This window comes from Campylobacter sp. BCW_4332 (assembly GCF_001763175.1).
GTDB lineage: Bacteria > Campylobacterota > Campylobacteria > Campylobacterales > Campylobacteraceae > Campylobacter_D > Campylobacter_D jejuni.
On the sequence record NZ_MJYF01000062.1, the window covers coordinates 39,090 to 64,056 of the forward strand.

Consider the following 24,967-nt stretch of genomic DNA (forward strand, 5'->3'; position numbering starts at 1 on the left):
CAAATACTATATCGCTTGTTTTGCTAAATACTTTATACTTTAACTAATAAAAAATTGATTAATATCAGCCTTATTTTCAAAAGCTATACTTGTATAAGCTTGATTTTTAAATTTAAGTTCATGGCTTTTTCCTACTTCGTGTTTAGTATAGGTAAGGGCTATTTTTAAGGCAAGTTCTAAGTCTTTTTCTGAAATTTTTTCATCTACCAAAGAGTAAGCTCCGATTAAATCTCCAAGTTCTATTACTTCATATTTAGGAGTTTTTAAACCTTTTAAAAGAGTATTTTCAAGTTCATTTCTACCTATGATCATTTTAGCTCCATTGGGTAATCTTAAATGACGACCATATTTTAAAAGTTGTGCGTCATTAACCTGCATATCTTTGTCAAATTCTATGAAATCTCGAATTTTTTTAGCAAAACTATCAAGAGTTAGCAAACAACCTCCACCTGGGCTTTCAAAGTCTTCTAAGCCAAATTTAGCTGCAAGTTCAAGTTGTCTTTTACGACTTCTTCCACTAATACCTTCGAGTTTTTCTCTATCTACCCAACCTTCTCTTTCAGGTTTGGTTAGAGGTAGGTTTTTTGCACACATAGGACGTAAGATTAAATCTTCTTCATCAAGAGCAAGTTTTTTAACCTTTGCCATCGCATCACTTCTTTGACTCATAGGGCGTTGTCCTAAAACTTCTCCTGTGATGATAAAGCTTGCATTTTCTTCTTTTAACATAGCAAGAGCAGTTTTAAACATAAAAGCATGACAATCTATACAAGGATTAAAATGTTTGCCATAGCCATATTGTGGATTAAAAAGCACTTCTTGAAGATAGGAATTTCTTACATCTATCATTTCAAAATCTGCACCTACCATTGCCGCACGCTTTTTCATGATTTCGCTTTTATCACTTGTGCTTCCAAAACCTATGTTGATATTTAGAGCTTTAACTTCTATGCCTTGTGCAGTGATGAGTTTCATTGCAAGCATACTATCAAGCCCACCGCTAAAAAGAGCTAATGCTTTCATTGATTCCTTTCTGAGATTATAAAATTTTTTAAGATTTTGTCGATTATAAAAGGTATAATTTTAACTAAAAAATCTTTAAAATAAGGATTGGAAAATGTTAAAAATAATTTTGGTTTTAAGCATTTTGAGTTCTTTTGCTTTTGCAAATTCTTGTGCTAACTACGAGCAAGAACTTAAAAAGTGTAATTCTTTAAAAAATTCACATGAGAGAAAAATGTGTCGTTTAGGTTTATTTGCAAAATGTAAAAAAGGATAAATAATGAAAATCGATACTTCTACTAGTTTAACTCATTCTTTAACTAATAATGTTGATAAAAAAGAGCTTAGCGTATTAAAAAAAGAAGATCAAGATAAAATTCCCGTGCAAGATCTTTCGAGTTTAAATAACGATGGTGTTAAGGTTGTTTTTGAAAATAAGCAAGGTGAACTTATAGCTTTAAATTTAAGCAATGAAAATTATAGTAGTTTGCAAAAAAATTTTGGTTCTTATATGAATTATGTTGCTAGAAATGATGGTAGCATAAGGCTTAATGGCGAAGCAAATCAATTTGTTTCAAATTGGTTTGAAAGTGTAAAAGATAATTTTGGTTCTTTAAATTCAAATTTAAATAATAAACAACAAAGTGTAAAATTAAATTTTAATACAAGTACTCTCCAACAAAGTATGCAAAATTTAGGCTTTAAAACAAGCGATGAAAAAATATCTGATGATGCAAATATAGAAGAAAAATTAAATTTTTTTATTGATAAAGATGTAAATAAAGATGGTAAAGTTGATGATAGTGATGTTAAAGAACCTAGCATGAGAGAAATTTTAAGTGACATTAAAGAGGTATCAGGTGGTGGAGCTAATGCTATGAAAACCATAGATCCGCAAAAAATCAATAAAAAAGATGATAAGGAAAATAATATCAAAGAAAAAGAAGACGAAGATTTGCTTCAAAAAGCCCAAGAAAAAGGTTTAAGTGCTTTAAGTGCTGATGAGCAGGCAAAGCTTGAGGCTAGTAATCCTGAAGAATTTGAAAAACTGAAGCAAAAATCTTTGCAAGAATTAAGTCAGAATTTAAGTAAAGATTTTCAAAATAAAATTGAAAATCAAGAAACACAAATTGTAGATAAGAGAGTGTAGTAAATTATAATTTTACCCTCTTAGGGTTTTAAAATCATATATAATAGGTAGTGTAATTCTTAAATCCCCGTTATAGTGTGGAAAATTTAAAGAAGCTTTTTTTATGCTTTCTAAAGCACTTTTATCTAACAAATCATATCCTGAGCTTTCTATGATTTTTAAATCTGCTAAAGTTTTATTTTCTTTCCATAAAAATTCTACTTTTACAGTTCCTTGCATACGCATTTTTTTTGCTTGCCTTGGATAAAATTGTGCTTGTTGTATAGCTTTTTGGATTTCTTTTAATACAGGGTGATTATCTTTTCCTTGTGTTAATTGGGTGATTTTAGGTTTGACATTTGTATCAGTTGTTTTTGTAAAAGTTTTAACTTCTTGAGTTGGTGCTATTGGGGTTTGATTTGGTATTGGGTGTGGAGGTGTTTTTTTTATCTTTTTTTGAATTTTTTCAGGAGTTTTTTTAATAACTTTTGGCTGAGGTTTTGGTTTGATGGGTTCTATAATGGATTCTGTTGGTTTAGTCTCATTTGTTGGATTAGTTTGGGTAAATTGTTTTATTGCTAAAGAAAAAGAATCTTCATTTTCAATTTCCATTTTAAAAAAGTCATTTGAGTGAAAAATGACAAAAAGTAAAGGTATAAAGACTATAAAAGTTATATAAGAAGCTTGGTATTTATGATTTAAAAATAAAGTTTTCATTTGTTTTTCTCAGTAAGAATTTGAAAATTTTCATGTTCTTTGGCTTTTAAAAAATCTATAATTTTTACAAAACTTTCAAATTTAGCATTTTTATCGCTTTTTAGTTCTACTATGGTTTTTTTATCAAGCGAAAAAATAGCATTTTTAACTTCATTTAAATCAGCTAATTTATCATTTAAATAAAAAGTATTTTTTTCATCTATGGCTATAAGAAGTTTTTTTTCATTATTACTTATATTGGTAGCATTTTCACTTGAAGGAAGTGAGATTTGAATTTTTCCATGCGCAATAAAGGTTGAAATACTAAGTACTATAGCAAGCAAAACAAGCATAATGTCTATAAATGGAACTATATTTAAACCTTCATTTTTTGGTAGTTTAAGCATTTTTATTTGCCTTATAAGCATTGCTTAAGAGGGAAACTTTTCTAAGTAAGGCATTATAAGCCATTAAAGCAGGAATAGCAACCAAAAGTCCCAAGGCTGTAGCTTTAAGAGCTAAAGAAAGTCCTACGACTATAGATTTGACATCTATATTGCCCGCTAAGCCCATTTCGTAAAATGTAACCATGATGCCTATTACAGTGCCTAAAAGTCCTATATAAGGGGCATTGGAATAGATGATATATATAGTGGTTAAATTTTCACTAATCGCATCATCAAATTGCTCTTGATTCTCATAATTTTTAAAGTTAATTTTTCTAAAAAATAGCATTCTTTCTACAACACACCAAAAAGCTATAAATGCCATAATTCCTAGAATTAAAAAGATAATTAAATCGATGTAATCTTTTAGAAATTCCACATTTTTCTCCAAAAATATACTTACTAAATTTTAGAAGATTATACTATATAAAAAATAAATTTATAATTAATATCAATTATCATAATTTTTAAGAAATTCTTGTTTATAGTTTTTATTTTTATTAGGTTATAATTTATAAAAATTTAATAGGGTTTAACATGACTATAGATTTAAATCACAATTTTACCTCTTTTGTTCTTCTTGATGAAGTTGATTTTAATTTTTCGGAATTAAAAAGCATTTTAGAATATAAATTTAATATAAAAATAGCTGATGAAAATTTTACCAAAGAGGGCGTGATTTTTTTATATGAAAATATGTTGGTTACTCTAAATTTGATTAAAAATCCTATACCTAATCACGAAGCAGAATACTATGCAAATTTTAATTTTATGTGGAAAGATGCCTTAGAGCAAACTAAAAAACATAAAGCTCATCTTCTTATAGCGGTGTTAAGTCAAGATCAAAGCAAATTAGAACAAGCTAAAATGTTTACGAAAATTGCAGCTTTATGTTTGGATAATAAACATGCTTTAGGTTTTTATACAGGTGCAGTTGTTTTAGAGCCCAGTTTTTATATAGAAAATGCAAAAATGTTAGATGATAATCGCTTGCCGGTATATAATTGGATATATGTTAGTGTTTATCCTAGTGAAAATGGAGTCAATGCTTATACTTGTGGGCTTAGAAATTTTGATAAATTAGAACTTGAAGTTTGTGATTTAAACATAGAAGAAAAAGAACTTTTCTTTTGTATTTATGATATTGTTTTACATATTTTAACTTATGATATTAATCTAAAAGATAAAGATATTTTAAAATTTGAAGATGGAAAAGAAATAAAATTTATAAAAAGTCAAGGCATAAGTGTTGAGAACGAAAGCTTGAAAATTATTTTTTAAGTTTCACATTCACTTCACAGTTTTGAGTTAAACTTTCGCCAACCAAGACAAAAAAGGAGAAACTATGAAAGCAAAATTAACTTTACTTGCTTTGTTGGGCGCTACGGTGCTTTTAGCTAAAGATATGGTTGTTCCTGCTAGCGAACTTCCAAATAATGCCAAAGAATTTATTTCTAAAAATTTTAAAACCGCTCAAATTGGTTTAGTGAAAAAAGATATAGATTCTTATGATGTAATTTTAAATGATGGAACTGAAATTGATTTTACGATCAATGGAGATTGGAAAGAAGTTGATGGAAAATATAAGGCTTTACCGCATACTATTTTACCTAGTGTTATGAAAAAAGTAAGCGCAACTCAACCAAATGCTCAAATTCTTGAAATAGATAAAGAAATTAATGGTTATAAATTTAAGTTTAATAATAACATGAAAGTTTATACGGATATGCAAGGAAATGTCCTAGGTCAAAAATTAGATTAATTTTTGAAAATTTAACTCCCTTAGAAAATTTGATGCAAAAATTTGGAAGCATAGTCTTCCAAATTTTTTCTTTTTTGATTGCAAAACCCAAAATATATTTAGTTTTAAAATAATACTTTATTGATACAAGTGATTGTTTTTTTATAAAATTAAATTTACAAAATGTTACATAAGATTTAAAATATTTTTTTTAAAAAATAATTATTTATAAATATTTTGCTAAAATAAAAGAGATGTAATCTTAAATTTAAGGAAGAATAATGAATACTCCTAAATGGACTAGTCACGATACAAGGTGGGTTTTATCTCTTTTTGGAACAGCTATTGGAGCCGGTGTACTTTTGTTACCTATTAGTGCTGGGCTTGGTGGATTGATACCTTTGTTAGTTATACTTGTTTTAGCTTTTCCTATGACTTACTTAGCTCATAGAAATTTATGTCGCTTTGTGCTTTCAAGTTCTAATCCAAAAGATGATATTACTTTTGTTGCAGAAAGTTATTTTGGCAAGGGCGGTGGATTTTTAATTACACTTTTGTATTTTTTTGCTATTTTACCTATTTTATTGGTTTATAGTGCTAATCTTACAACAACTTTGCTTGAGTTCTTAATCAATCAGTTTAATTTCAATGCAGATCTTACTCATGCTGCTCGTTGGTGGGTGAGTTTTTTGATTGTTGGAGTTTTGGTTTTGATTTCTATTCTTGGTGAAAATGTTGTAACAAAAGCAATGAGTTTTCTTGTTTTTCCTTTTATTATATTTTTATTTATTTTTTCATTGCTTTTAATTCCACAATGGAATTCATCATTATTTACAAATGTTGATTTTTCCGTAATTTCAACAAGTAATTTTTGGGTTACTTTATGGCTTGTTATTCCTGTGATGGTATTTAGTTTTAATCACTCTCCTATTATTTCTTCACTTGCTTGTTATTGTAAAAAAGAATATGGTGATTATGCTGAACCTCGCGCTAGAAAAATTATTTCTTTGGCAATTATTCTTATGGTTTTTGTTGTAATGTTTTTTGTTTTTTCTTGCGCTTTAACTTTTACACCAGAAGATTTTGCATCAGCAAAAGATCAAAATATCAATATTCTTACCTTTATAGCAAATAAATTTCCTGAAGTTTCTTTGCTGACTTATGTTGGGCCTATTGTTGCACTTGTGGCCATTAGTAAAAGTTTCTTAGGACATTATCTTGGTTCTCAAGAAGGCTTAAACGGTATTTTATATAAAGCAAGTAATGGTAAAATTCAAGGTAAATTCGCTCAAACTTTAACAGCGATCATTACCTTTGTTATCGCTTGGCTTGTTGCGTATAAAAATCCAAGTGTTATAGGAATTATTGAGGCTATTGGTGGTCCTGTTTTGGCTATTTTGCTTTTCTTGATGCCGCTTTATTGTATTTATCGTTTTGATATTTTGGCAAGATTTCGTAATAAATTTTTAGATCTTTTTATTTTGGTAATGGGAATAGTTGCAATTTCTGCTGCAATTCACAATCTTTTATAAATTAAGGATAAAAAATGAGTAATTTAAGCATTTTTAAAATAGGTGTCGGTCCTTCTTCTTCTCATACTTTAGGGCCTATGCTTGCTGGAAATTTATTTTGTAAAAAAGTTGCTAAAAAGCTTGATGAAATTGATAGAGTTGAGGTTACTCTTTATGGTTCTTTGTCATTAACAGGTAAAGGACACTTGAGTGATAAGGCTGTAATTTGGGGGTTAAATGGCCTAGAAGCTAAAAATTTAAGCGCAGCAATACAAGATGAAGTAAATAAAAATGCTATTGAAAATGCTCAAATTGATTTTTGTGGTGAGAAAAAACTTTGTTTTAATTATGAAAAAGATTTGATATTTTCCAAAGATTTTTTACCTTTACATGAGAATGGTATGAAGATTAAAGCTTATGATTGTAAAGGTGGGTTAGTTGATGAAGAAACTTATTATTCTGTAGGTGGAGGCTTTGTTTTAACAGCTGCACAATTAGAAAAAAAAGGTAAAAATTCCAACCAAAATAAAAAGAAAAAACTAGATATAGAGCTTAACAATGCAAAAGAAGCTTTAGAGCTTTGCGATAAAAGAGATTGGGATTTAGCAGAGCTTTCTTATCGTTATGAATTGCAATTTCACACTAAAGAGGAAATTCGTGCTTATTGTCTTGAAATTTGGGAAGTAATGCAAGAAGTGTATTATAATGGTACGCATCCAAATGAAGATTATTTGCCTGGAAAACTTCATTTAAAGCGTAGAGCCAAAGGACTTAAAGAAAGAGTGGCGATGACAGCTGATCCTATGGGCATTATAGATTTTATTTCTTTATATGCTATTGCGATTGCTGAAGAAAATGCTAGCGGAGCAAAAGTTGTAACCGCGCCAACAAATGGAGCATGTGCTGTTATCCCTGCTGTTATGCTTTATCTTAAAAATCATACTATAGGTTTTAGCGATGAAAAGGCTATAGAGTTTTTATTAACAGCAATGCTTATAGGTTCTTTTTATAAGAAAAATGCAAGTATTAGCGGAGCAGAAGCAGGCTGTCAAGCAGAAATTGGTAGTGCTAGTTCGATGGCAGCTGCGGCTATGGCAACAGTTTTAGGGGCTAATGCTTTTAAAGCATGCAATGCTGCTGAAATGGCAATGGAACATCATCTAGGTTTAACTTGCGATCCAGTTGCAGGGCTTGTGCAAATTCCTTGCATAGAAAGAAATGCCTTTGGAGCTATTAAGGCTATAAGTGCTGCTAGAATGGCAATGACACGTAAATCTACTCCTATGGTAAGCCTTGATGAGGTTATAGAAACCATGTATGAAACAGGAAAAGATATGAATTATAAATACAAAGAAACTTCTTTAGGTGGTCTTGCTACAAATTTAAAAACAGTATGCTAAAGTGTTTTTACACTTTAGTGTATTTTTTCATTCTTTGACTTAAAAATTCTTTCATTTCTTCTTTGGAAAAACTTTTAAGAATACGAATTTGCTTAAAAAGCAAGCCAAGATTAATTACTCCCATCACTAAAAGCAATAAGCAAATCATTAAAAAAACAAGATCTATGGCTCCAAATTCATTAATCATAGCCAAACTTGCAAAAAATACACTCGCTAATAATAAAAAAAATAAAAGCAATATTTGTTTTAATTTTGCTTCATTAAAATTATCGCAATTTTGAGTGAAATTTCTAAAAAGTATGATCTTTTTACCCAAATTTGAAACTAAAATTTCATCATTTTCTTTAAATAAGCCTTCTTTTAAACTTTGATAAAAAAAGATTTCATTGTTTAAATTTAAAGCATCTTTATAGCTTGATAAGGTGTAGTCTTTGTAAAAAAAGGATTTTAATTCATTTTTCTTTTCTATTTTAAATAATCTTAAATCATTTCTTGCATAAAAAAATCCACTAAAGTTCATAAATGCCATAAGTATCACTCCCTAAAAAATTCCTATAAAGTGGCTTGAAATTTAAAGGTATTGTAACATTTTTTTCATCATTTAAACTTGAACTTTGAAAAATCAAAAACATATCTATTTCATCTTTAAAGGTTTTGAGAAAATTTTCTCCACCCTCATACATTAAAAATTTAGTTTCACTTGGAATTTGGGTATAAATTTGGCGATTTGGAACTTTAAATAAAGGGATATTTTTATCAAAATTATCTATATTTTGACGGCTTAAGATACAAAGATTGGGCGCTTTTGCTTTGCAAAGCCTAGCATCTAGTATAGGGTGATCTTTTCTTATGGTTTCTCCACCGACTACAAGTAAATCAATCACCGCTCTAATTTTATGTGCATAAGTACGACTTAGCTCATTGCTTACGATTTTACCAAAAGGTGAGCCGTTCATAGAAAGGGCTAATTTAAAAAGTTTAAATTGCCCTTTTTGCCATTTTAAAAAAGGTTTTAAAAGTTTTTTTCCTTCTTCTTTAAGTATGTCAAATTCAACCTCTACACCTTGTTTTTTTAAAAACTTAGCTCCACCGCTTGCGATTTTATTTTCATCTTTAACGCTGATGAAAATTTTTTTAAAACCTAGCTCGCTAAAGAGTTTTGCGCAAGGAGGCGTTTTTCCTTGATGAGAGCAAGGTTCAAGCGTTACAAAAGCTATGCTATCTTTAAATACACCTTGATGGTTTTTGCAAATAAACTCATGTAAAGCGTTTGCTTCTTTAGGCAATGAAATTTCAGGTCTTAAACTTTTAAAAGCATGAGCTATGGCATTAAGTTCTGCATGAGCCAATCCAGCTTTTTCATGAGCTTTTATGGCTAAAATTTTTTCATTTTTATCTAAGATTACACAGCCTACAGCCGGATTCGGATAGGTTAAAAACTGATATTTCCAAGCCTCATTTAAAGCTAAATTCATATAAAATTCTTTCATTTGGCTACCTTGTATTTTAAAATTTGACATATTTTTAAAATTTTATATTTTTGTTTTAAGATAATAAATTCTAAATTTTCCATTTGTATTTCTTATTTTAGTTATATTAACCATAGTTTTTCTAAGTTTTTTAGGATATAACAAAAATAGTAAGACCGAAATTATTTTTCATCTGTAGCATCCTTTATAATTTTAGGAATGACATAAGCTTGATAAACTAGAAAGTTTTGGTGGCCGGGAGAAAGGGATTCGAACCCCTGGAGGTGTGACCCTCAACGGTTTTCAAGACCGCCGCTTTCGACCACTCAGCCATCTCCCGATAAAGTAAAGTTTTGCCTTTTTGGAGGCGACATCCGGATTCGAACCGGAGATCAAGGCTTTGCAGGCCCATGCCTTACCGCTTGGCTATGTCGCCCTGATAATGTTGAAAAAGTGGTGCCCGAGGCCGGACTTGAACCGGCACGGAAGAAAAATTCCGAGGGATTTTAAGTCCCTTGTGTCTACCAATTCCACCACCCGGGCGGGTGATTATGGAGCGGGAAACGAGATTCGAACTCGCGACCCCAACCTTGGCAAGGTTGTGCTCTACCCCTGAGCTATTCCCGCATAAATTTCTGAAAGAATTGAAGATAAAAGTATAGCAAAATAAACTTAAAAGGAGTTTATTTTGCCTTAAGTTATTTGCAAATAAATAAAGCTTTCGCGCTTAAAATTTGTTCTTTTTCGCTGATAATTGGAGATGAAAGTTCTATATTGTCAGATTTTGCATTTAACATTCTAGGTGTGATATTGGCATTTGTATTTACTTGTAAATTTTTCAATACACAAGTTTTATTAAGATCTAAAGAGTAAGTTTTTTCATATTCGTATGATGTTTTTAAAAGCTCTTTGTAGAGATTTTCTTTGTTGTTGTTTAGTGTATCTTTTGAAAATTTTGTTTGTATGGCTGGTGTTGAAACGCTGATGAAATTATTTTTAGCTATGATAGAATTGATGTCATTTAAAAGCTTGTTAAAATCTGCAAGTTGGTTTTCTTTAAATTCACATTCTAAATTCGCATCAAATCTTTGACCTTTTGGAGTTTGTATACCATCTTTATAGGAAAAATTAGGTTCTAAAGAAAAACTTCCTCCGCTACAAAAATTTTCTTTTTTTGAGCGTTCTAAAATTTGATTGAAAGTATTTGTGATTTCGGCTTTTTCACTATTGTCTAATGTGATTTTTGAGCTTAAATTTTCATTTGCCCAAAAATTAATATTTGCATATAAAATATCGGGTTTTAGTGTATTGCTTACTTCTATATTTCTTGAAAAATATAAATCATGATTAGAGTCTTTTTTGCCTAAAAATTCTACATTAAAAACTACTCCTGCAACAAAAAGTAATAAACATAAAAAACCTATACCTAAACCTTTAAAAAAAGCTAACATGGATATCCTTAATAATTTAATTTGAGCTAATTTTAGCAAAAAATTTTAAAATTTTTTGTTATACTCTCATTTATGCAAAAAAAAGAGCTTGAAAAACTACAAGAAAATTTACTTCTTTGGTATGAAAAAAATGGACGCAAAACTTTACCTTGGCGTAATTTACAAAGTCAAAATTGTGATGAAAGTTTAAAGCATATTGATAGAGCTTATGGAGTTTATATCAGCGAAATTATGCTTCAGCAAACTCAAGTTAAATCAGTTTTGGAAAGGTTTTATTTCCCCTTTTTGCAAAAATTTCCTACTTTAGAAAGTTTGGCTAATGCTAATGAAGATGAGCTTTTAAAGGCTTGGCAAGGACTTGGTTATTACACTCGTGCTAGAAATTTAAAAAAGGCAGCTTTAGAATGTGTGGATAAGTTTGAAGCTAAATTACCCAAAGAAGTTGAGGATCTAAAAAAATTAAGCGGTATAGGAGCTTATACAGCAGGTGCTATAGCTTGTTTTGGTTATGATCAAAAGGTTTCTTTTGTTGATGGTAATATACGCCGTGTGCTTTCTCGTCTTTTTGCTTTAGAAAATCCTAGCATGAAAGAACTTGAAAAAAGAGCTAAAGAGCTTTTAAATTTAAATCATGCTTTTGATCATAACCAAGCCTTGCTTGATATAGGGGCTTTGGTTTGTGTGAGTAAAAATGCAAAGTGTGGGATTTGTCCTTTGTATGATTTTTGTCAAGGCAAATTTCATACAGAGCTTTATCCAAGAGCTAAAAAAATACTTTATGAGAGTGTAAATTTAAATCTTTTTTTGTTTGAATTTAATAAAAAATTTGCCATAGGGCAAAGCCAAGATAAGCTTTATAAGGGTATGTATAATTTTCCTTTTTTTAAAGAAGGAGAGTATAAACTTTCTAAAGATATGGGTTTTGTAGGGGAGTTTAAGCACAGCTATACTAAGTATAAACTTAATATCAAGGTTTATCATCAAATTTTAAACAATGAAAATAAAAATTATGAATTTAAAACCTTAAAAGAGTTAGAAAGTACCGCACTTTCGGCACTTTCTTTAAAAGCGTTAAAATTAATTAAGCTCTGATTTTTTAGGCAAACATAAAGTAGCTATAAGCATGATGATTGTAAAAATAGCTATATATATAAAAAAGCCATTTTCTATACCTGCATTTTTAAATTGTAAAGCAACCCAAGGAGCAGATCCTCCAAAAACAGCATTTGAAATAGCATAACCCAAACCTGTCCCTAAAGCTCTTACATGTTCAGGAAAAAGTTTTGCTTTAAAAATCCCAGCAACTGAAGTATAAAAACTTAAAATAACAAACAATAATACCACTAACATAAATGTCAAAGAAGGATTATTTTGTGCGTTATTGGCTATAAGTGAAAAAATAGGATAAATTCCTACCAATGCCAAAATACAAAATACAATTAAAGATCGTTTGTGACCTATTTTATCTCCTATATATCCAAAAAGAGGTTGAATGATCATTAGTATAAATAAAGCACCTAAGAAAAGATTATTAACAAGCATTTTATCCATACCCGTATTTTCCATAAAAGTTTTAGTATAAGTTGTAATGGTGTAAAAAGCTAAAGAACCTCCAGAGGTAACCCCAAGTACCATTAAAAAAGGTTTCCAAGATTTGCATAATGCCTTTAAAGTACCACGATCTTCATGCTGGTGAAGTTTTGTAGCACTTTCATTCATCATTTTTCTTACAAAAAGCGAGCCTAGTGCTAAAATTCCGCCTATTACAAAAAGTATTCTCCAAGCATAATCTTTCATATCATCAATGCTAAAAAATAAAAACATTATACTAATGCTTGCAACGGCCAAAAGTTGACCACCTATTAGGGTTACATACTGAAAAGATGAGTAAAAACCGCGTTTTCCTTCCGTAGCAAGTTCTGAAAGATAAGTAGCTGCTATACCATACTCCCCGCCTACACTAAGACCTTGAATAAGTCTTGCTATTAAAAGTAAGATAATAGCAAGATCGCCCACTGTATCTTTGCTTGGTAAGGCTGCTATCATAAAAGAGCCCAAAGCCATTAAAACCACTGATATAACCATAGATTTTTTACGACCTACTTTATCAGCTAAAGAGCCAAAAAGCCAAGAGCCTATAGGACGCATAAAAAATCCTGCTGCAAAAACCCCAAAGGCATTGATTTGCTGGATAACAGGATTATCTGAAGTTGAAAAAGTATGAGCAAAATAAGTTGCTGTAAAAGCATAGATATAAAAATCAAACCACTCTACTAAATTTCCGCTACTTGCAGCAATAATAGAGCGAATTTTTTTCGTGCGAGTAAGCTCTTGCATAAACCCTTCCTTAATTTTAGATTTTTATTTAAGTATAGTGTGATTTTTGTTTAATATATTTAAAAATAAAGAAGAGAAATAAAAAAGATAAAAATATCGATAAAAATGTTACATATTTTAATAAATTTCATAAATTTTGGTAAAATGTTTACTCTAGGAAATATAATGAAATTTAAAAAAATATATATAGAATTAAGCGATATTTGTGGTTTAAAATGTGATTTTTGTCCTTCTCAAAAAGGAATTCGCGGGGTAATGAGTGAAGAAAAATTTCAAAACTTAGCTTATGAAATTTCTAATAAAGCCGAGCTTTTTACCTTTCATCTTTTGGGCGATCCTTTGCTTTTACCTAATTTGGAAAATTATCTAAAAATCGCAAAAGATGAAGCTATGAAACTTGAAATCACTACAAGTGGCTTTTATCTAAATTCTAAAAATCAAGCTTTATTGTTAGGGTATGAGAATATCCATCAAATCAATATTTCTTTAATGTCTTTTTTAAGTCAAAGCAAAATTTCTTTAGAACAGTATTTTAAGCCTATTTTAGAACTTTGCAAAAAGCATTTAGAGCAAAAAAGCCTTTCTTTTATCAATCTAAGACTTTGGAATTTAGATGCTAATTTTAAAGCACCTAAGTCAAATTTAAAAATTTATGAGTTTTTAGCCAAAGAATTTGAAGTTAAGATTGATACAAACTTAAGTAAAAATCGCTTGCAAAGACATATTTTGCTTCATCAAAATAAACTTTTTAAATGGCCAAATTTAAAAGATGAACCCCTTTATAAAAAAGGAAAATGTCATGCTTTAAAAGAGCAAATTGGGATTTTAAGTGATGGAAGTTTGGTGCCTTGCTGTTTGGATACTAAAGCAGATATTAACTTGGGAAATGTTTTTGAAAATAACTTTGATAAGCTTTTTAAATCACCGCGTATAAAGATGATGAAAAAAGCTTTTGAAGAAGATAAACGCATAGAAAAACTTTGTCAAACTTGCGAATTTTTTAAAGCAAGATTGGGTGATTAAAAATTGTTATTTTCTAGCTTTGTTTTAAATTCTTGAATTCTATCTATTATCTTAGGACTAAGACGTAATAATATATGTGTATCTTTGTTAAAATAAATACTTCCTGTTTTAACTGCTTTGGTATTTTTCAATAAAGCATTTGTATCTAAAAGGTTGTTTTTAGCATTAATTCCAAGAATGAGTATGTCTGGATTTTGTTTCAGTATATATTCTGCTGATATAACAGGTCTTGAAATTTGACTTTGCGGACTTAAATTTTTAATCCCTATAAGTCTTAAAATATCAGCTATTAAAGAATTATCATTAAAGGCCATTAAAGGGTTACTAGAATAAAGATAAATCGCACTTTTATTTAGGGGTTTATCGCTTAATTTTTTTAAATTTTGGGTAAATTCTTGTTTTAAAAACTCTGCTTCTTTTTCTTTTTTGGTGATTTGGCCTAAGGTTGTGATATTTTTTGTTATATCTTCTAAACGCTCGGCTTTTAAATTGATACTTTTGATACCAAAATTTTTAAGTCCTTCTTCTAAATTTAAAGAATAAGAGCTTAAAATCACCAAACTTGGTTTTAATGCTACTATTTTTTCAAGTGAAGGATTTGAAAAAGTGCCTACACTTGTAAGTTTTGAGGTTTGATCTTTAGGATAGATATTTGAGTGTTGTAAAGTGGCAATGCCTACGATTTGATCTTCAGCCTTAAGCATAAAAAGGGTTTCTATGCTTGCAGGATCAAGCACTACAAGGCGTTCTTTTGCATTTAGTGTGATTAAAAACAAACTCATAATAATTAAAATTTTTTTCATTTTTTCTCCTTTAAAGCTAAAATATAAGGTTTAGAATTTTTATAAATAATCTCGCAGTTTAAATCATAAATTTCTTTTAAAATTTCTTGAGTAAAAAGCTCTTTACTCGTTCCAAAATACTTTACTTCCCCTTCTTTTAAAAAAAGGATTTTATCGCAGAACATAGAAGCTAAATTTAAATCATGCAAGATGGCAACAACGGCTATATTTTTTTCTTTAACTAGTTTTTCGCAAAGAGTTAAAAGCTCTATAGCATAGTTTAAATCAAGGGCTGAAGTAGGTTCATCTAAAAAAAGAATTTTTGGCTTTTTAAGCAAAGCTCTTGCTAAAAGCATTCTTTGAAATTCACCCCCGCTTAAAGAAAGTATGCTTCTTTCTAGAAAATTTTCAAGTCTTAAATCCTTAGCAAATTCTTTAATTTCTAAAATATCTTCTTTAGAATAAGAACTAAAAGCATGTTTTAAATTCGCATATTTGCTCATTAAAAGCACATCGATGACTTTTAGAGGGGTGTTTAATTCTGATTTTTGAGGCACAAAGCCACAAATTTTGGCAAATTCTTTAAGAGAAAAATCTTTGATATTTGTATTAAAAAGACTTATCTCTCCTTTATTTGGACTTAAATTTTTAAGTATAAGTTTTAAAAGAGTGCTTTTACCTGAGCCATTTGGTCCTAAAATTCCTATAAAAGCCTGATTTTTAAGTTCTAAATGAATGTTTTTTAGTAAATCTTTTTGGTGATAAGCAAAGCTTAAATCTTGTATTTTTAGCATTATAAAAATCTCCTAGCACTTAAAGCCAAGTATAAAAAAATAGGAGCTCCAAAAAATGCAGTTAGGATTCCAATCGGAATTTGTACAGGGGCTAAAAGAGTTCTTGCTAAAGTATCACAAATAAGTAAAAATAATCCTCCAAATGCTGTACATAAAGGGATAACTAAGGCATTATCATAATTTTTAAGCAAAAGTCTTATAGTATGAGGAATGATGAGTCCAACAAAGCCTATAAGTCCGCTAAAAGCAACCGCAAAAGATACAGCCAAGGATGAGACAATGAGTAAATTTATCTTTAATTTTTGAGCATTTACCCCTAGATTTCTAGCTTCATCATCTCCGCTTAAAAGTATGTTTAATTCGTTTTTATGAGCGTAAAAATAAAACAAACAAAAAATTAAAGGCAAGATTAAAATTCCCACACGAAACCAAGAAGCATTGCCTATATTTCCCATAAGCCAAGCGACTATTTTAAAAGAATCCTCGCCTATAAGATAGGTGAAAAAAGAAGTAAAAGCTCCTAAAAAAGATGAAGCTGCTATGCCGATAATGAGTAAAGTCGCTATAGAAGCTTTAGAAGAAATTTTAAAAACTCCTAGGGCAAAAAAGGCAGAGCAAACAAAACCTAAAATTCCATAATAATAATCATTTAATTTTAACAAATACGCCAAAACCACTCCAAAGGTTGCCGCAGAAGCTATACCTATGATATAAGGATCGGCTATAGGATTTGAAAATACATTTTGAGTGATAGCCCCACTACTAGCTAAAAGCATACCGATTAAAATCGCCATTATAATGCGTGGCAAGCGTCCATCTATGATGATTTGTCTTAAAATTTCATCTTGGCTAAAGATATATGAAAAAAGTTCTTTTGGGTTTAAATTCTCATCTCCTAAGCAAAGTGCTGTAAAAGAAGCGATTATATAAGCTACTACAAGCCCTATAATCACTAAAATTTTAGAATGCGTATTTAAATTCAACATAGTAGTTTCTGCCATTCCCAACTAGGTATTGATCATTTATACTGTCTTGATAGGTGTAGTATCTTTTATCGAAAAGATTGCGAATTCCTGCTAAAATTTGTAATTTTTTATAATTATATTTCATACCAATATCTGTTAAAAAATAATCCCTTATCCAAGAATTTTTAGACATTTTTCCTGTATTTTCATCTATAGTTCCACCATCTTTTGCTCTAGAAAAATAGGTTAGATCAATAAAATTTGAGAAATTTTTATTCCAAGCGTATTCGAGCCCAGCTGTGGCTTTGATTTTTGAAACATAAGGAATTTTCATGCCGTCATTAACACCTTTAGAAATTTTAGCATCAAGATAAGTTAGACTTTCTCTAAAGATTAAATCATCATCTAAAAAATTTTGACTCAGACTTAATTCTACTCCTAAACGGCGAGTTTGATCTATATTATAATATTGCCAAAATCCTCCACCTGTGGCATGAGGGTTTCCAAGATAAGAAATTTCATCTTTGCTTAGGGTGTAAAATAAAGTTAGATTAAAGCCGTAAAAATCCCACCAAAAATCATCAATACCTAGTTCAAAGGTATCAAAGATCTCAGCTTTTAGGTTCGACGAATAATAGGGTGGTATTCCATTGCCAGTTTTGTTGCGATTGACAAACTGAGCAGGTGTAGGAGAAACAAAACCTCTTTCGTATTTAAGATAAAGATTGCCTGTGTCAGAGTATTTAAAGTTAGGGGTGATTTCAAAAGCAAAATTATTGGTGTTTTTATCGGTATCAAAAAGGGTTGTTGAGTCTATAATATTAGATGATGGGGGTCGGGGTATGTTCATACTCATTTCATTTCTATAAGATCTATCGGTATCATAAGAGCTAAATTCATATCTAGCTCCACCGGATAAAGTAAAAAATTCATTAAAATTATGAGAATCAAGAGCGAAAATAGAATGACTTTGTTTAGTCATATCCATTAAAGTTGTCATCCTATGATAGTTTATAATAGGTGCAGCACTATAATACACCAAACTCTTTCTTTTTGCATCATGGTTTGTAAATTCATAACCAAAAATAAAATAAGAATTATTTGCATAATTTAGCTTGTTTTTTAAACTTATCCCTGTAAGTGTGTCTTCAAAACCACTTCCATTTTGATAAGCTGTAGTTCCCATCATAGAAATTTCATCTTTTAGATAATTGATCTTTTGATTTTGCCAAAAAGCTTCTAGGTTAAATTCCCATATATCATCAAAATAGTAATGATAATCCAAAGAAATTTCAGGGCGATTGATTTGTGTGATATTGTCACTATTGCCTTTTTGGGTTGGATCGCTTTGAGCTTGTGCTTTTGTTAGATAGCCACTGCTGGTATTTTTGCTTTTAAAATAATTATAACCCAAAGTTAAATCGCTATTATCATTGATATCAATATAGGTTTTTGTGTTGATAAAATAACCTTTTTCATTATAACCTTCTTGATATCCATCAAGGTTAAAACTTTGTATATCAAAGCTAAAAGCTAAATTTTCATTTATTTGTTTGGCACCATTGATACCTAAATTTCCACCTAGTCCACCATGATCATAAGCACTGCTTTTTAAATTTATAGCAAAAGCATCTGATTTTTGTTTTTTTGTAATGATATTAATCACGCCACCTCTAGTACCACTTCCATAAAGCACAGATCCACCCCCAGGTATGATTTCTATGCGTTCTACATTATCTAAATTGATACTATCTAGTGGGGTTACACCATGGGAATTATCAAGAACATTAATAGCATGCCCATCAATCATAACTTTTACAGCTATATTGGATTTATTTCCTTGTCCACGCATATCTATATTGCGTCCAAGTCCAAAATTTACAAAACTAATGCCTGAAATTCTTTCTAAGGCTTGCTCTAAGGAAACATAACCTTTATTTTGTAGATCTTTGCCTTCTATGCTGATTACATTGCGTAAATTTGAATCCGCATCTTGTTCAAAACCTGTTGTACTAACAACAACTTTTTGTAGATTGATAGCTTCATTTGATTCTTGTGCATTTAAATTAGTTATTAGCAATAATGCAAATAAAGATAATTTAAAAGCTTTTTTATTTGGGTGCAAATTTTACTCCTTAAATAAAATAAATAATGATAATTTATATCATAATAATTTAGAACGAAATTTATCCTTTATTAACTTAATTTAGTATAAATTTTTGTTAAAATAGATAATTTATATATTTTAAGTTATTTTTAATTTGATAATTGATACCATTTTTTTTAATATTTTATTTTAAAATCAAGAAAGGATAAAAATGAATTTTGAAAGCATTATTTCTCATATGAATGATCATCATAAATCAAATTTAGTTGATCTTTGTAAAAAATTTGGTGGTATTGAGCAAGTGCAAGATGTTTTTCTAAAAAGTGTTGATTTTAATGGCTTAGATCTTGTTTACAATGATAAAGAAAATTTACGAGTGGAATTTCCTAAAAAAGCCGATGAAAACACGATTAAAGATACTATAATATCCCTTTGCATGAGTGCAAAGAGTGAGCAAAATTTTAGTGGCGTAGAAAAAGAATTAAATGAATTTATGCTAAGTTTTAATTCTGTAGCTTTGGCAACTTTAAATACAAATGGAGAAGTTGTTTGCTCGTATGCACCTTTTGTAAGCACACAATGGGGAAATTATATTTATATAAGTGAAGTAAGCGAACATTTTAACAACATCAAAGTAAATCCAAACAATATAGAAATAATGTTTTTAGAGGATGAGAGTAAAGCTGCTTCTGTTATACTTCGCAAAAGATTGCGCTATAGGGCAAATGCAAGCTTTTTAGAGAGAGGTGAAAGATTTGATCAAATTTATGATGAGTTTGAAAAACAAACCGGAGGAGAAGGAGGCATTAAAACTATACGCAAGATGCTTGATTTTCATCTAGTAAAGCTTGAATTTAAAAAAGGACGCTTTGTAAAAGGTTTTGGTCAAGCTTATGATATAGAAAATGGAAATGTTGCACATGTAGGTGCTAGTGGAAATCCACATAAATTCCCACATAAGCATTAATTTGTATAAAATCTTATAAATTTTGTTCTTGTAAAGCTTGGGCTTGATGATGAGTGATTAAAGGTTCTATGATTTCATCAAAAAGCCCATCTTGCATAATGGCATCTAAGCGATATAAAGTAAGATTTATTCTATGATCGCTGATACGATTTTGTGGAAAATTGTAAGTGCGAATGCGTTCGCTTCTATCTCCGCTTCCTACTTGTGATTTTCTTGCTTCACTTTCTTTTGCTAGTCTTTCACTCTCTTGCATTTCATAAAGCCTTGCTTTTAGGACTTTCATCGCACTTTCTTTATTTTTGTGTTGGCTTTTTCCATCTTGATTGACTACAACTATACCTGTGGGGATATGAGTGATACGAACAGCTGAATCAGTAGTATTTACACTTTGTCCACCATGTCCTGAAGATCGCATAACATCAACTTTAAGATCGTTTGGATTGATTTCGATTTCTATATCATCAACTTCTGGCATTACTGCCACGGTGATAGCAGAAGTATGCACGCGTCCTTGGGATTCTGTTTGAGGAACTCTTTGAACACGGTGCGTTCCACCTTCATATTTAAGTCTTGAATAAGCTCCTGTTCCTTTAACAAGCATGATGATTTCTTTAAATCCACCTACACTTCCTTCGCTAGAGCTTACAATCTCAAGTTTATAGCCGCGATTTTCAGCATATCTTGCATAAGCTTTTACAAGATCTCCTACAAATAAAGATGCCTCATCGCCACCTGTACCTGCACGAATTTCAAGAAAAATATTTCTTTCATCATTGGGATCTTTAGGAAGAAGTAAAATTTTAATCTCTTCTTCAAGTTTCGGTTTTAATTCTTCTAAAGTTTTTAGTTCTTCTTTTGCAAGTTCCCCAAGTTCTGGATCGTTTAGCAAAGCTTTATTTTCTTCTATATTGTCTAAAGTTTTTAAATACTCTTTAGCTTTTAAAACGATAGGTTCTAAATTTTTTTGTTCTTTAGAGAGTGTAGTCATTTTACTGATATCGTTGAGTATATCAGAACTGCTAAGAAGAGAATTTAACTCTTCAAAGCGTTTTAAAAAAGGATCTAGTTTGCTAGCTAACATTAAAAACTATATAGAAAATTATGCGATTTTATTTACTAAAAGGGCTAAGCGGCTTACACGGCGAGAAGCAGTTTGTTTTTTAATGAAACCGCGACTTACCATAGCATGAATGCTTTTATTAGCTACTTTTAAAGCTTCATTAGCAGCATTTTTATCTCCATTTGCTGCAGCTTCTCTTACGGCTTTAGTTATATTTTTAAGTCTTGTTCTATAGAATCTATTTCTTTCTGTTTTTTTAATAGTTTGTCTTGCTCTTTTTTCAGCAGATTTATGGTTTGCCATTTATATTTTCCTTTTTTGAAATTAAAGACTAAATTATATAAGAATAAAATTTAAAATTTAATTAATTTAAGCAAAATTTCAAAATAAATCTTTTAAATTTATATCCCAAAAAACTAAATTAAATTTAAGTAAAAATCCATAAATTACCGCACTTAAAAGTCCAGCAAACAATCCTGCTAGCATATCATCAAGCATTACACCTAGTCCGCCTTTGACTTTTTTATCTATCTTGCCAATAATAGAAGGTTTTGTAATGTCAAAGAGCCTAAATAAAACAAAAGCCAAAACAAAATTGACTATCGAGTTTTCAACACTTGCTGCAATAGCACAAGCAAGAAAAACCCCAGCAACTTCATCGATAACTATGTGTTTGTCATCGTGAATTCCTGTTTTTTTTTCATAATCATCTATAACACGAATACTTGCAACAAAAATTAAAATACTTAGTAAAAACAAAGTATTAATCCCAAGATATTTAAGTATAAAAAAAGCAGGTATTAAAGCAGCGATAGTACCAAAAGTCCCACTTGCCTTTTTTATAGAACCTGAATAAAAAAAAGTTAAAAATAATTTTTGCATTTTGTTACACCATATAAGACATTTGATGAATTTCTAAAAGTTTTTGATAAAATTCTTCATCATTTTTGTATTCTAAAATTCCATCAGTTGGAAAAAGCTCATTATAAATTTTTTGCATATTTTTTAATCTATTTGGAAAAAGAGAAGTTAAAATAACGCTAGATACTTCCTTGCGCATGAAAATTGCTGGAGGAATGATACCCGCTCTTAGTAAATCTTTTAAAGACTGAGAATTATAGTGCAAATGGTGATGACAACCATGAGGGCAAGATCTTGTGCTAACAATCATGCGACATTGATCGCAAAATACAAATTCAGGCAAAACAATCACTTCTATGCCATAATCCTTGGAAAAATCATCAAGTATGGTTTTTGGTTGATTATCATCATAAAACATTCCAAGTCCTGTATGATTTTGTCCTACTACTAGTTTGGTACAACCTAGACTTTTTGCGATAATGCTTTCTAAGCCAGGATTTAAATGGGCGTGAAAAATATTAATATTTTTTAATGGAAAAATGAAAATTCTATCCGGTGGAAGATAGTTTTGAATAAATTTTTTCAAATAAGCTTCTTTAAGTTCGAATTCAAACCCATTTGTATCAAAAGATTCTACAAGAAAAATTACAACTAAATCTGCTTTATCAATAGTCCAACGAAACATTCTTTCATGGGCACGATGCAAAGGATCAAAACTTGAAACTATAGCGGTAATTTTTTGTGCATTAAGATTGTTTTTGATTTGTTGAAAATTTTCTTTTATTTTTTTAATTTGAGAATTATAAATTTCTATTTTTCCACTTATGCAAGTTGTCCCCATATCTTCTAAAGAGCAAGTGTTAGGACTGAAAATATCAGAAAAATTTTTATTATTTTTAAATTGGCTTTTAAAATCTATATGTCCTACTACTTTTTCATCTAGTATTAGATCGATTCTATCGCCAGATTTTATATCATTTACTGCTTCTTCAGCATTTTTTGGTGCAAAGCTTAAGGGATAGGGAAAACTTTCTCCTTTAAATTTTCTTGATTTAATGATTTCATTGACTTCTTTTTCATTCATTAAATGAGTGCAAGTACCTAATAAACCTTCTTTAATAAGTGATAAGATGCCAAATTGATTTTGATCTATGGTAATGTTTTTATTTTTTCTTGCTGATTTCATATTTCTTCCTTTTTTCCCATAAAGATTTACGTGAAATGCCTAATTTTTTTGAAAGATCAGTATCAGGAAATATATTTTGGTAGTTTATAATAACATATTTTACATACTCATCTATGGTTAAAATTTCATTGCTATCGATATTTTTTTCATTATCATTTAAATTAATACAGTTTATTTTTAAATCATCTGTATTTGAATTGGTATGCAAAATAACATTTTTGTTTTGTATAAAATCTAGGAGTTTTTCCTTTTCTGTTGCTTTTAATGCTTGAAAATTACTTAAAAATAAAAGATTGTTTTCTGTGGGAAGTTTCATAACTTTTTCAACTGAATTTGTAGATGTTAAATCAATAAAAGAAAGAGTAATGTCACATTCATTTGCATAATTAAAAACAAAAGCATCAGCACTGCTTTGCTTGTTGGATTTTAATATCAATGGAAGTTTTAATTTTTTATAATTATACTCTGGAATTTTGATTGTTTCTAATCTTGATTTGATGTAGCTTTGATAAGCTTTATTAAGGATTGAAAGTTTTCTAAAATCTTGATAATGCTTTATTTTTCTAATCAGCTCTTCTATCATAAAGGGTTTTTGAATGTAATCACTAGCACCTAATTTCAAAGGATTTGAAACTGTATCTGTACTTATATAAGAAATAAGCAAAATAATAATACTATGTTTAAACTGACCTACGGCTTTTAGAAAATTATTAGTATTTGTAGAAAGCAGTACAATATCATAGTATTTTTCACCATTATATTCATCAAACGAGTTGATAATTTCACAGCTATATCCAGCATCACTTAGTTTAATGCTAATGCTTTGTGCTAGATAAATTTCATTTTCAATAATTAAAACTTTCATAATCTTGTCCAATCAAAATATTTTAAATTTACACTACTAAGCACCGCCATACCTTCTTTTCTTCCAATAAAACCCAATTTTTCCGTTGTTGTGGCTTTAACATTGATTCTAAATTCATCCAAGTCTAAAGTATGAGCTATATTGCTTTGCATAGCTTGTTTAAAGTCTTTAAGTTTAGGGCTTTGTGCCATGACGCAAATGTCTATATTAATGAGTTCAAAACCTATTTCTCTGACTTTATCATAAGCCTGTTTTAAAAGCTCCATGGAGTTGGCATTTTTAAATTTCATATCAGTATCAGGATAAAGCTCTCCTATATCTCCAAGTCCTGCAGCACCTAAAATCGCATCGGTTAAAGAGTGAGCTAAAACATCTCCATCGCTGTGTGCTTTAAGCCCCATAGTAGGATGAATTTGCACTCCTGCTAAAAGCAAAGGGCGATTCTCTCCAAATTCATGCACATCAAAACCATTGCCAGTAAAAATTTCAAAGCTAGGTGTAGGCAAATCAAGCTTTTTAAGATCTTCTTTAAAGGTTAGTTTTCTTGCATTTTCTTCACCTTCAACAAACCAAATTTTTCCACCCATTGCAGCTATAGCTGTGCTATCATCTGTAAATTCTAGGTTTTGATCCAAGGCTTTTTTAAGTAATTTGGTTTTAGAAATTTGCGGGGTTTGAATGAGTTTGATTTTTTCTCTTTGTAAGGCTTCATTGTTAAAAAGCGTTGTATCTGCAACTTTTAAAGCAGGGGTAATACAATCTGCTTTATCTAAATTTTCAATCAAACGCTCAAACAAATTTTTACTCACCAATACCCTTGCTACATCGCTTACCATAACAAATTCACTATCTATGAGCTCTAAGGCTTTTTTTAAGGATTCTGCTCTGGTATCACCACCTTCTATGAATTCATAGTTTTTAGTAAATTTTTTCATATAAGCGATATTACTAGAAGTAACAACTATTTTTTTAAAAGGATAAAAAGAGCTTAAATTTTTTGTTGCATAAAGCCAAAGAGGGTCATTTCCAAGTCGTAAAAATTGTTTTTTTACCTTTGCGTCAAAACGAGTAGAATTTCCAGCTGCTAACATAATGAGGCTCATTTCACTCATTTTTTCATTCCTCTTTTTAATATTGTTGGTTTTTATAATGTTACCATATTATACACTTATAAA

27 protein-coding genes and 4 tRNA genes are annotated in these 24,967 nt (G+C 30.0%); 9 read left to right on the forward strand and 22 right to left on the reverse strand.

Annotation, left to right across the window (positions count from 1 at the left end):
• Positions 1-39 precede the first annotated feature (39 nt).
• Positions 40-1,023 (reverse strand): MnmA/TRMU family protein, encoded by a 984-nt coding sequence (locus tag AJN64_RS06910; protein WP_002862273.1) that lies wholly within the window; start codon positions 1,021-1,023, stop codon positions 40-42.
• 94 nt (positions 1,024-1,117) lie between these two features.
• Here AJN64_RS06910 and AJN64_RS06915 point away from each other — a divergent pair, with 94 nt between their 5' ends.
• A complete protein-coding gene (locus AJN64_RS06915; RefSeq protein ID WP_002778908.1) occupies positions 1,118-1,279 on the forward strand; it encodes a hypothetical protein in 162 nt (53 codons plus the stop codon).
• 3 nt (positions 1,280-1,282) lie between these two features.
• A complete protein-coding gene (locus AJN64_RS06920) occupies positions 1,283-2,152 on the forward strand; it encodes a hypothetical protein (protein ID WP_053872415.1) in 870 nt (289 codons plus the stop codon).
• Between the two features lie 12 nt (positions 2,153-2,164).
• Here AJN64_RS06920 and AJN64_RS06925 read toward each other — a convergent pair whose 3' ends face one another.
• From AJN64_RS06925 to exbB, 3 genes are read right to left on the reverse strand one after another with little or no spacing between them, the layout of a single operon-like run.
• On the reverse strand, positions 2,165-2,848 hold the full coding sequence (locus AJN64_RS06925; protein ID WP_070292839.1) for an energy transducer TonB: 684 nt from the start codon (positions 2,846-2,848) through the stop codon (positions 2,165-2,167).
• Complete coding sequence (gene exbD, locus AJN64_RS06930; RefSeq protein WP_053872417.1) at positions 2,845-3,234, reverse strand: TonB system transport protein ExbD; 390 nt, start codon at positions 3,232-3,234, stop codon at positions 2,845-2,847. The genes AJN64_RS06925 and exbD overlap by 4 nt, the downstream gene beginning before the upstream one ends.
• Positions 3,227-3,652, reverse strand: a complete 426-nt coding sequence (gene exbB / locus AJN64_RS06935) for a TonB-system energizer ExbB (RefSeq protein ID WP_002851166.1) — start codon at positions 3,650-3,652, stop codon at positions 3,227-3,229. Before exbB ends, exbD begins: the two co-directional genes overlap by 8 nt.
• Positions 3,653-3,810: 158 nt before the next feature.
• Between exbB and AJN64_RS06940 the strand changes: the two genes are divergently transcribed.
• From AJN64_RS06940 to AJN64_RS06955, 4 genes are all read left to right on the forward strand, one after another.
• Positions 3,811-4,554: a DUF4261 domain-containing protein gene (locus AJN64_RS06940; RefSeq protein ID WP_070292840.1), complete on the forward strand. Its 744-nt coding sequence runs from the start codon at positions 3,811-3,813 to the stop codon at positions 4,552-4,554.
• A 64-nt stretch (positions 4,555-4,618) separates the two neighbouring features.
• Positions 4,619-5,035 carry a PepSY-like domain-containing protein gene (locus AJN64_RS06945; protein ID WP_044779888.1) on the forward strand — a complete coding sequence of 139 codons (417 nt, stop codon included), beginning with the start codon at positions 4,619-4,621 and terminating at the stop codon, positions 5,033-5,035.
• Between the two features lie 260 nt (positions 5,036-5,295).
• Entirely contained in the window at positions 5,296-6,546 is a 1,251-nt protein-coding gene (locus tag AJN64_RS06950) for an aromatic amino acid transport family protein (RefSeq protein ID WP_002862268.1), read from the forward strand.
• Between the two features lie 14 nt (positions 6,547-6,560).
• The gene (locus tag AJN64_RS06955) at positions 6,561-7,925 is read left to right on the forward strand and encodes an L-serine ammonia-lyase (protein ID WP_002855898.1); all 1,365 of its coding nucleotides are present in this window, start codon (positions 6,561-6,563) and stop codon (positions 7,923-7,925) included.
• Between the two features lie 7 nt (positions 7,926-7,932).
• On the opposite strand, the gene AJN64_RS06960 is transcribed toward AJN64_RS06955, so the two are convergent.
• From AJN64_RS06960 to AJN64_RS06990, 7 genes are all read right to left on the reverse strand, one after another.
• The gene (locus tag AJN64_RS06960) at positions 7,933-8,454 is read right to left on the reverse strand and encodes a hypothetical protein (RefSeq protein WP_002862267.1); all 522 of its coding nucleotides are present in this window, start codon (positions 8,452-8,454) and stop codon (positions 7,933-7,935) included.
• Positions 8,435-9,445, reverse strand: coding sequence for a bifunctional diaminohydroxyphosphoribosylaminopyrimidine deaminase/5-amino-6-(5-phosphoribosylamino)uracil reductase RibD (ribD, locus tag AJN64_RS06965; RefSeq protein ID WP_079396962.1), 1,011 nt, complete (start codon positions 9,443-9,445; stop codon positions 8,435-8,437). The genes AJN64_RS06960 and ribD overlap by 20 nt, the downstream gene beginning before the upstream one ends.
• Positions 9,446-9,646: 201 nt before the next feature.
• Positions 9,647-9,734 (reverse strand) — tRNA-Ser (locus AJN64_RS06970).
• 22 nt (positions 9,735-9,756) lie between these two features.
• Positions 9,757-9,830, reverse strand: a tRNA-Cys gene (locus AJN64_RS06975).
• An 18-nt stretch (positions 9,831-9,848) separates the two neighbouring features.
• A tRNA-Leu gene (locus tag AJN64_RS06980) sits at positions 9,849-9,937 on the reverse strand.
• Between the two features lie 9 nt (positions 9,938-9,946).
• Positions 9,947-10,021: transfer RNA gene (locus tag AJN64_RS06985), tRNA-Gly, on the reverse strand.
• Positions 10,022-10,092: 71 nt separating this feature from the next.
• Positions 10,093-10,845 carry a hypothetical protein gene (locus AJN64_RS06990; protein ID WP_002856158.1) on the reverse strand — a complete coding sequence of 251 codons (753 nt, stop codon included), beginning with the start codon at positions 10,843-10,845 and terminating at the stop codon, positions 10,093-10,095.
• Positions 10,846-10,917: 72 nt separating this feature from the next.
• Here AJN64_RS06990 and mutY point away from each other — a divergent pair, with 72 nt between their 5' ends.
• Positions 10,918-11,937: an A/G-specific adenine glycosylase gene (mutY, locus tag AJN64_RS06995; protein WP_002868837.1), complete on the forward strand. Its 1,020-nt coding sequence runs from the start codon at positions 10,918-10,920 to the stop codon at positions 11,935-11,937.
• Here the strand turns inward: mutY and AJN64_RS07000 are convergent.
• Positions 11,923-13,182, reverse strand: a complete 1,260-nt coding sequence (locus AJN64_RS07000) for an MFS transporter (RefSeq protein ID WP_002851199.1) — start codon at positions 13,180-13,182, stop codon at positions 11,923-11,925. The genes mutY and AJN64_RS07000 overlap by 15 nt on opposite strands.
• A 165-nt stretch (positions 13,183-13,347) precedes the next feature.
• On the opposite strand from AJN64_RS07000, the gene AJN64_RS07005 reads away from it, so the two are divergent.
• Positions 13,348-14,205, forward strand: coding sequence for a radical SAM/SPASM domain-containing protein (locus tag AJN64_RS07005; protein WP_044278227.1), 858 nt, complete (start codon positions 13,348-13,350; stop codon positions 14,203-14,205).
• Here AJN64_RS07005 and AJN64_RS07010 read toward each other — a convergent pair.
• Genes AJN64_RS07010 through AJN64_RS07025 form a run of 4 tightly spaced genes read right to left on the reverse strand, consistent with a single transcriptional unit; the run spans position 14,202 to position 18,871 of the window.
• On the reverse strand, positions 14,202-15,008 hold the full coding sequence (locus AJN64_RS07010; RefSeq protein ID WP_002866595.1) for an ABC transporter substrate-binding protein: 807 nt from the start codon (positions 15,006-15,008) through the stop codon (positions 14,202-14,204). The two genes, AJN64_RS07005 and AJN64_RS07010, sit on opposite strands and share 4 nt — an antisense overlap.
• The gene (locus tag AJN64_RS07015) at positions 15,005-15,781 is read right to left on the reverse strand and encodes an ABC transporter ATP-binding protein (protein WP_070233517.1); all 777 of its coding nucleotides are present in this window, start codon (positions 15,779-15,781) and stop codon (positions 15,005-15,007) included. Before AJN64_RS07015 ends, AJN64_RS07010 begins: the two co-directional genes overlap by 4 nt.
• Positions 15,781-16,767 (reverse strand): FecCD family ABC transporter permease, encoded by a 987-nt coding sequence (locus AJN64_RS07020; RefSeq protein WP_070292841.1) that lies wholly within the window; start codon positions 16,765-16,767, stop codon positions 15,781-15,783. Before AJN64_RS07020 ends, AJN64_RS07015 begins: the two co-directional genes overlap by 1 nt.
• Complete coding sequence (locus AJN64_RS07025) at positions 16,742-18,871, reverse strand: TonB-dependent receptor (protein ID WP_070292842.1); 2,130 nt, start codon at positions 18,869-18,871, stop codon at positions 16,742-16,744. Before AJN64_RS07025 ends, AJN64_RS07020 begins: the two co-directional genes overlap by 26 nt.
• Positions 18,872-19,064: 193 nt before the next feature.
• On the opposite strand from AJN64_RS07025, the gene AJN64_RS07030 reads away from it, so the two are divergent.
• Positions 19,065-19,820: a HugZ family heme oxygenase gene (locus AJN64_RS07030; RefSeq protein WP_070292843.1), complete on the forward strand. Its 756-nt coding sequence runs from the start codon at positions 19,065-19,067 to the stop codon at positions 19,818-19,820.
• Positions 19,821-19,833: 13 nt separating this feature from the next.
• On the opposite strand, the gene prfA is transcribed toward AJN64_RS07030, so the two are convergent.
• From prfA to AJN64_RS07060, 6 genes are all read right to left on the reverse strand, one after another.
• Positions 19,834-20,901: a peptide chain release factor 1 gene (gene prfA, locus AJN64_RS07035; protein WP_002858952.1), complete on the reverse strand. Its 1,068-nt coding sequence runs from the start codon at positions 20,899-20,901 to the stop codon at positions 19,834-19,836.
• An 18-nt stretch (positions 20,902-20,919) separates the two neighbouring features.
• Positions 20,920-21,183 carry a 30S ribosomal protein S20 gene (gene rpsT, locus AJN64_RS07040; RefSeq protein WP_002856547.1) on the reverse strand — a complete coding sequence of 88 codons (264 nt, stop codon included), beginning with the start codon at positions 21,181-21,183 and terminating at the stop codon, positions 20,920-20,922.
• A gap of 78 nt (positions 21,184-21,261) precedes the next feature.
• Positions 21,262-21,762 carry a phosphatidylglycerophosphatase A gene (locus tag AJN64_RS07045; protein ID WP_002862253.1) on the reverse strand — a complete coding sequence of 167 codons (501 nt, stop codon included), beginning with the start codon at positions 21,760-21,762 and terminating at the stop codon, positions 21,262-21,264.
• A 4-nt stretch (positions 21,763-21,766) separates the two neighbouring features.
• Positions 21,767-22,927 carry a sulfate adenylyltransferase gene (locus AJN64_RS07050; RefSeq protein WP_053872697.1) on the reverse strand — a complete coding sequence of 387 codons (1,161 nt, stop codon included), beginning with the start codon at positions 22,925-22,927 and terminating at the stop codon, positions 21,767-21,769.
• Positions 22,905-23,792 (reverse strand): response regulator, encoded by an 888-nt coding sequence (locus AJN64_RS07055; RefSeq protein ID WP_002866587.1) that lies wholly within the window; start codon positions 23,790-23,792, stop codon positions 22,905-22,907. The genes AJN64_RS07050 and AJN64_RS07055 overlap by 23 nt, the downstream gene beginning before the upstream one ends.
• Complete coding sequence (locus tag AJN64_RS07060; protein WP_044794390.1) at positions 23,789-24,904, reverse strand: bifunctional 2-C-methyl-D-erythritol 4-phosphate cytidylyltransferase/2-C-methyl-D-erythritol 2,4-cyclodiphosphate synthase; 1,116 nt, start codon at positions 24,902-24,904, stop codon at positions 23,789-23,791. The genes AJN64_RS07055 and AJN64_RS07060 overlap by 4 nt, the downstream gene beginning before the upstream one ends.
• Positions 24,905-24,967 lie beyond the last annotated feature (63 nt).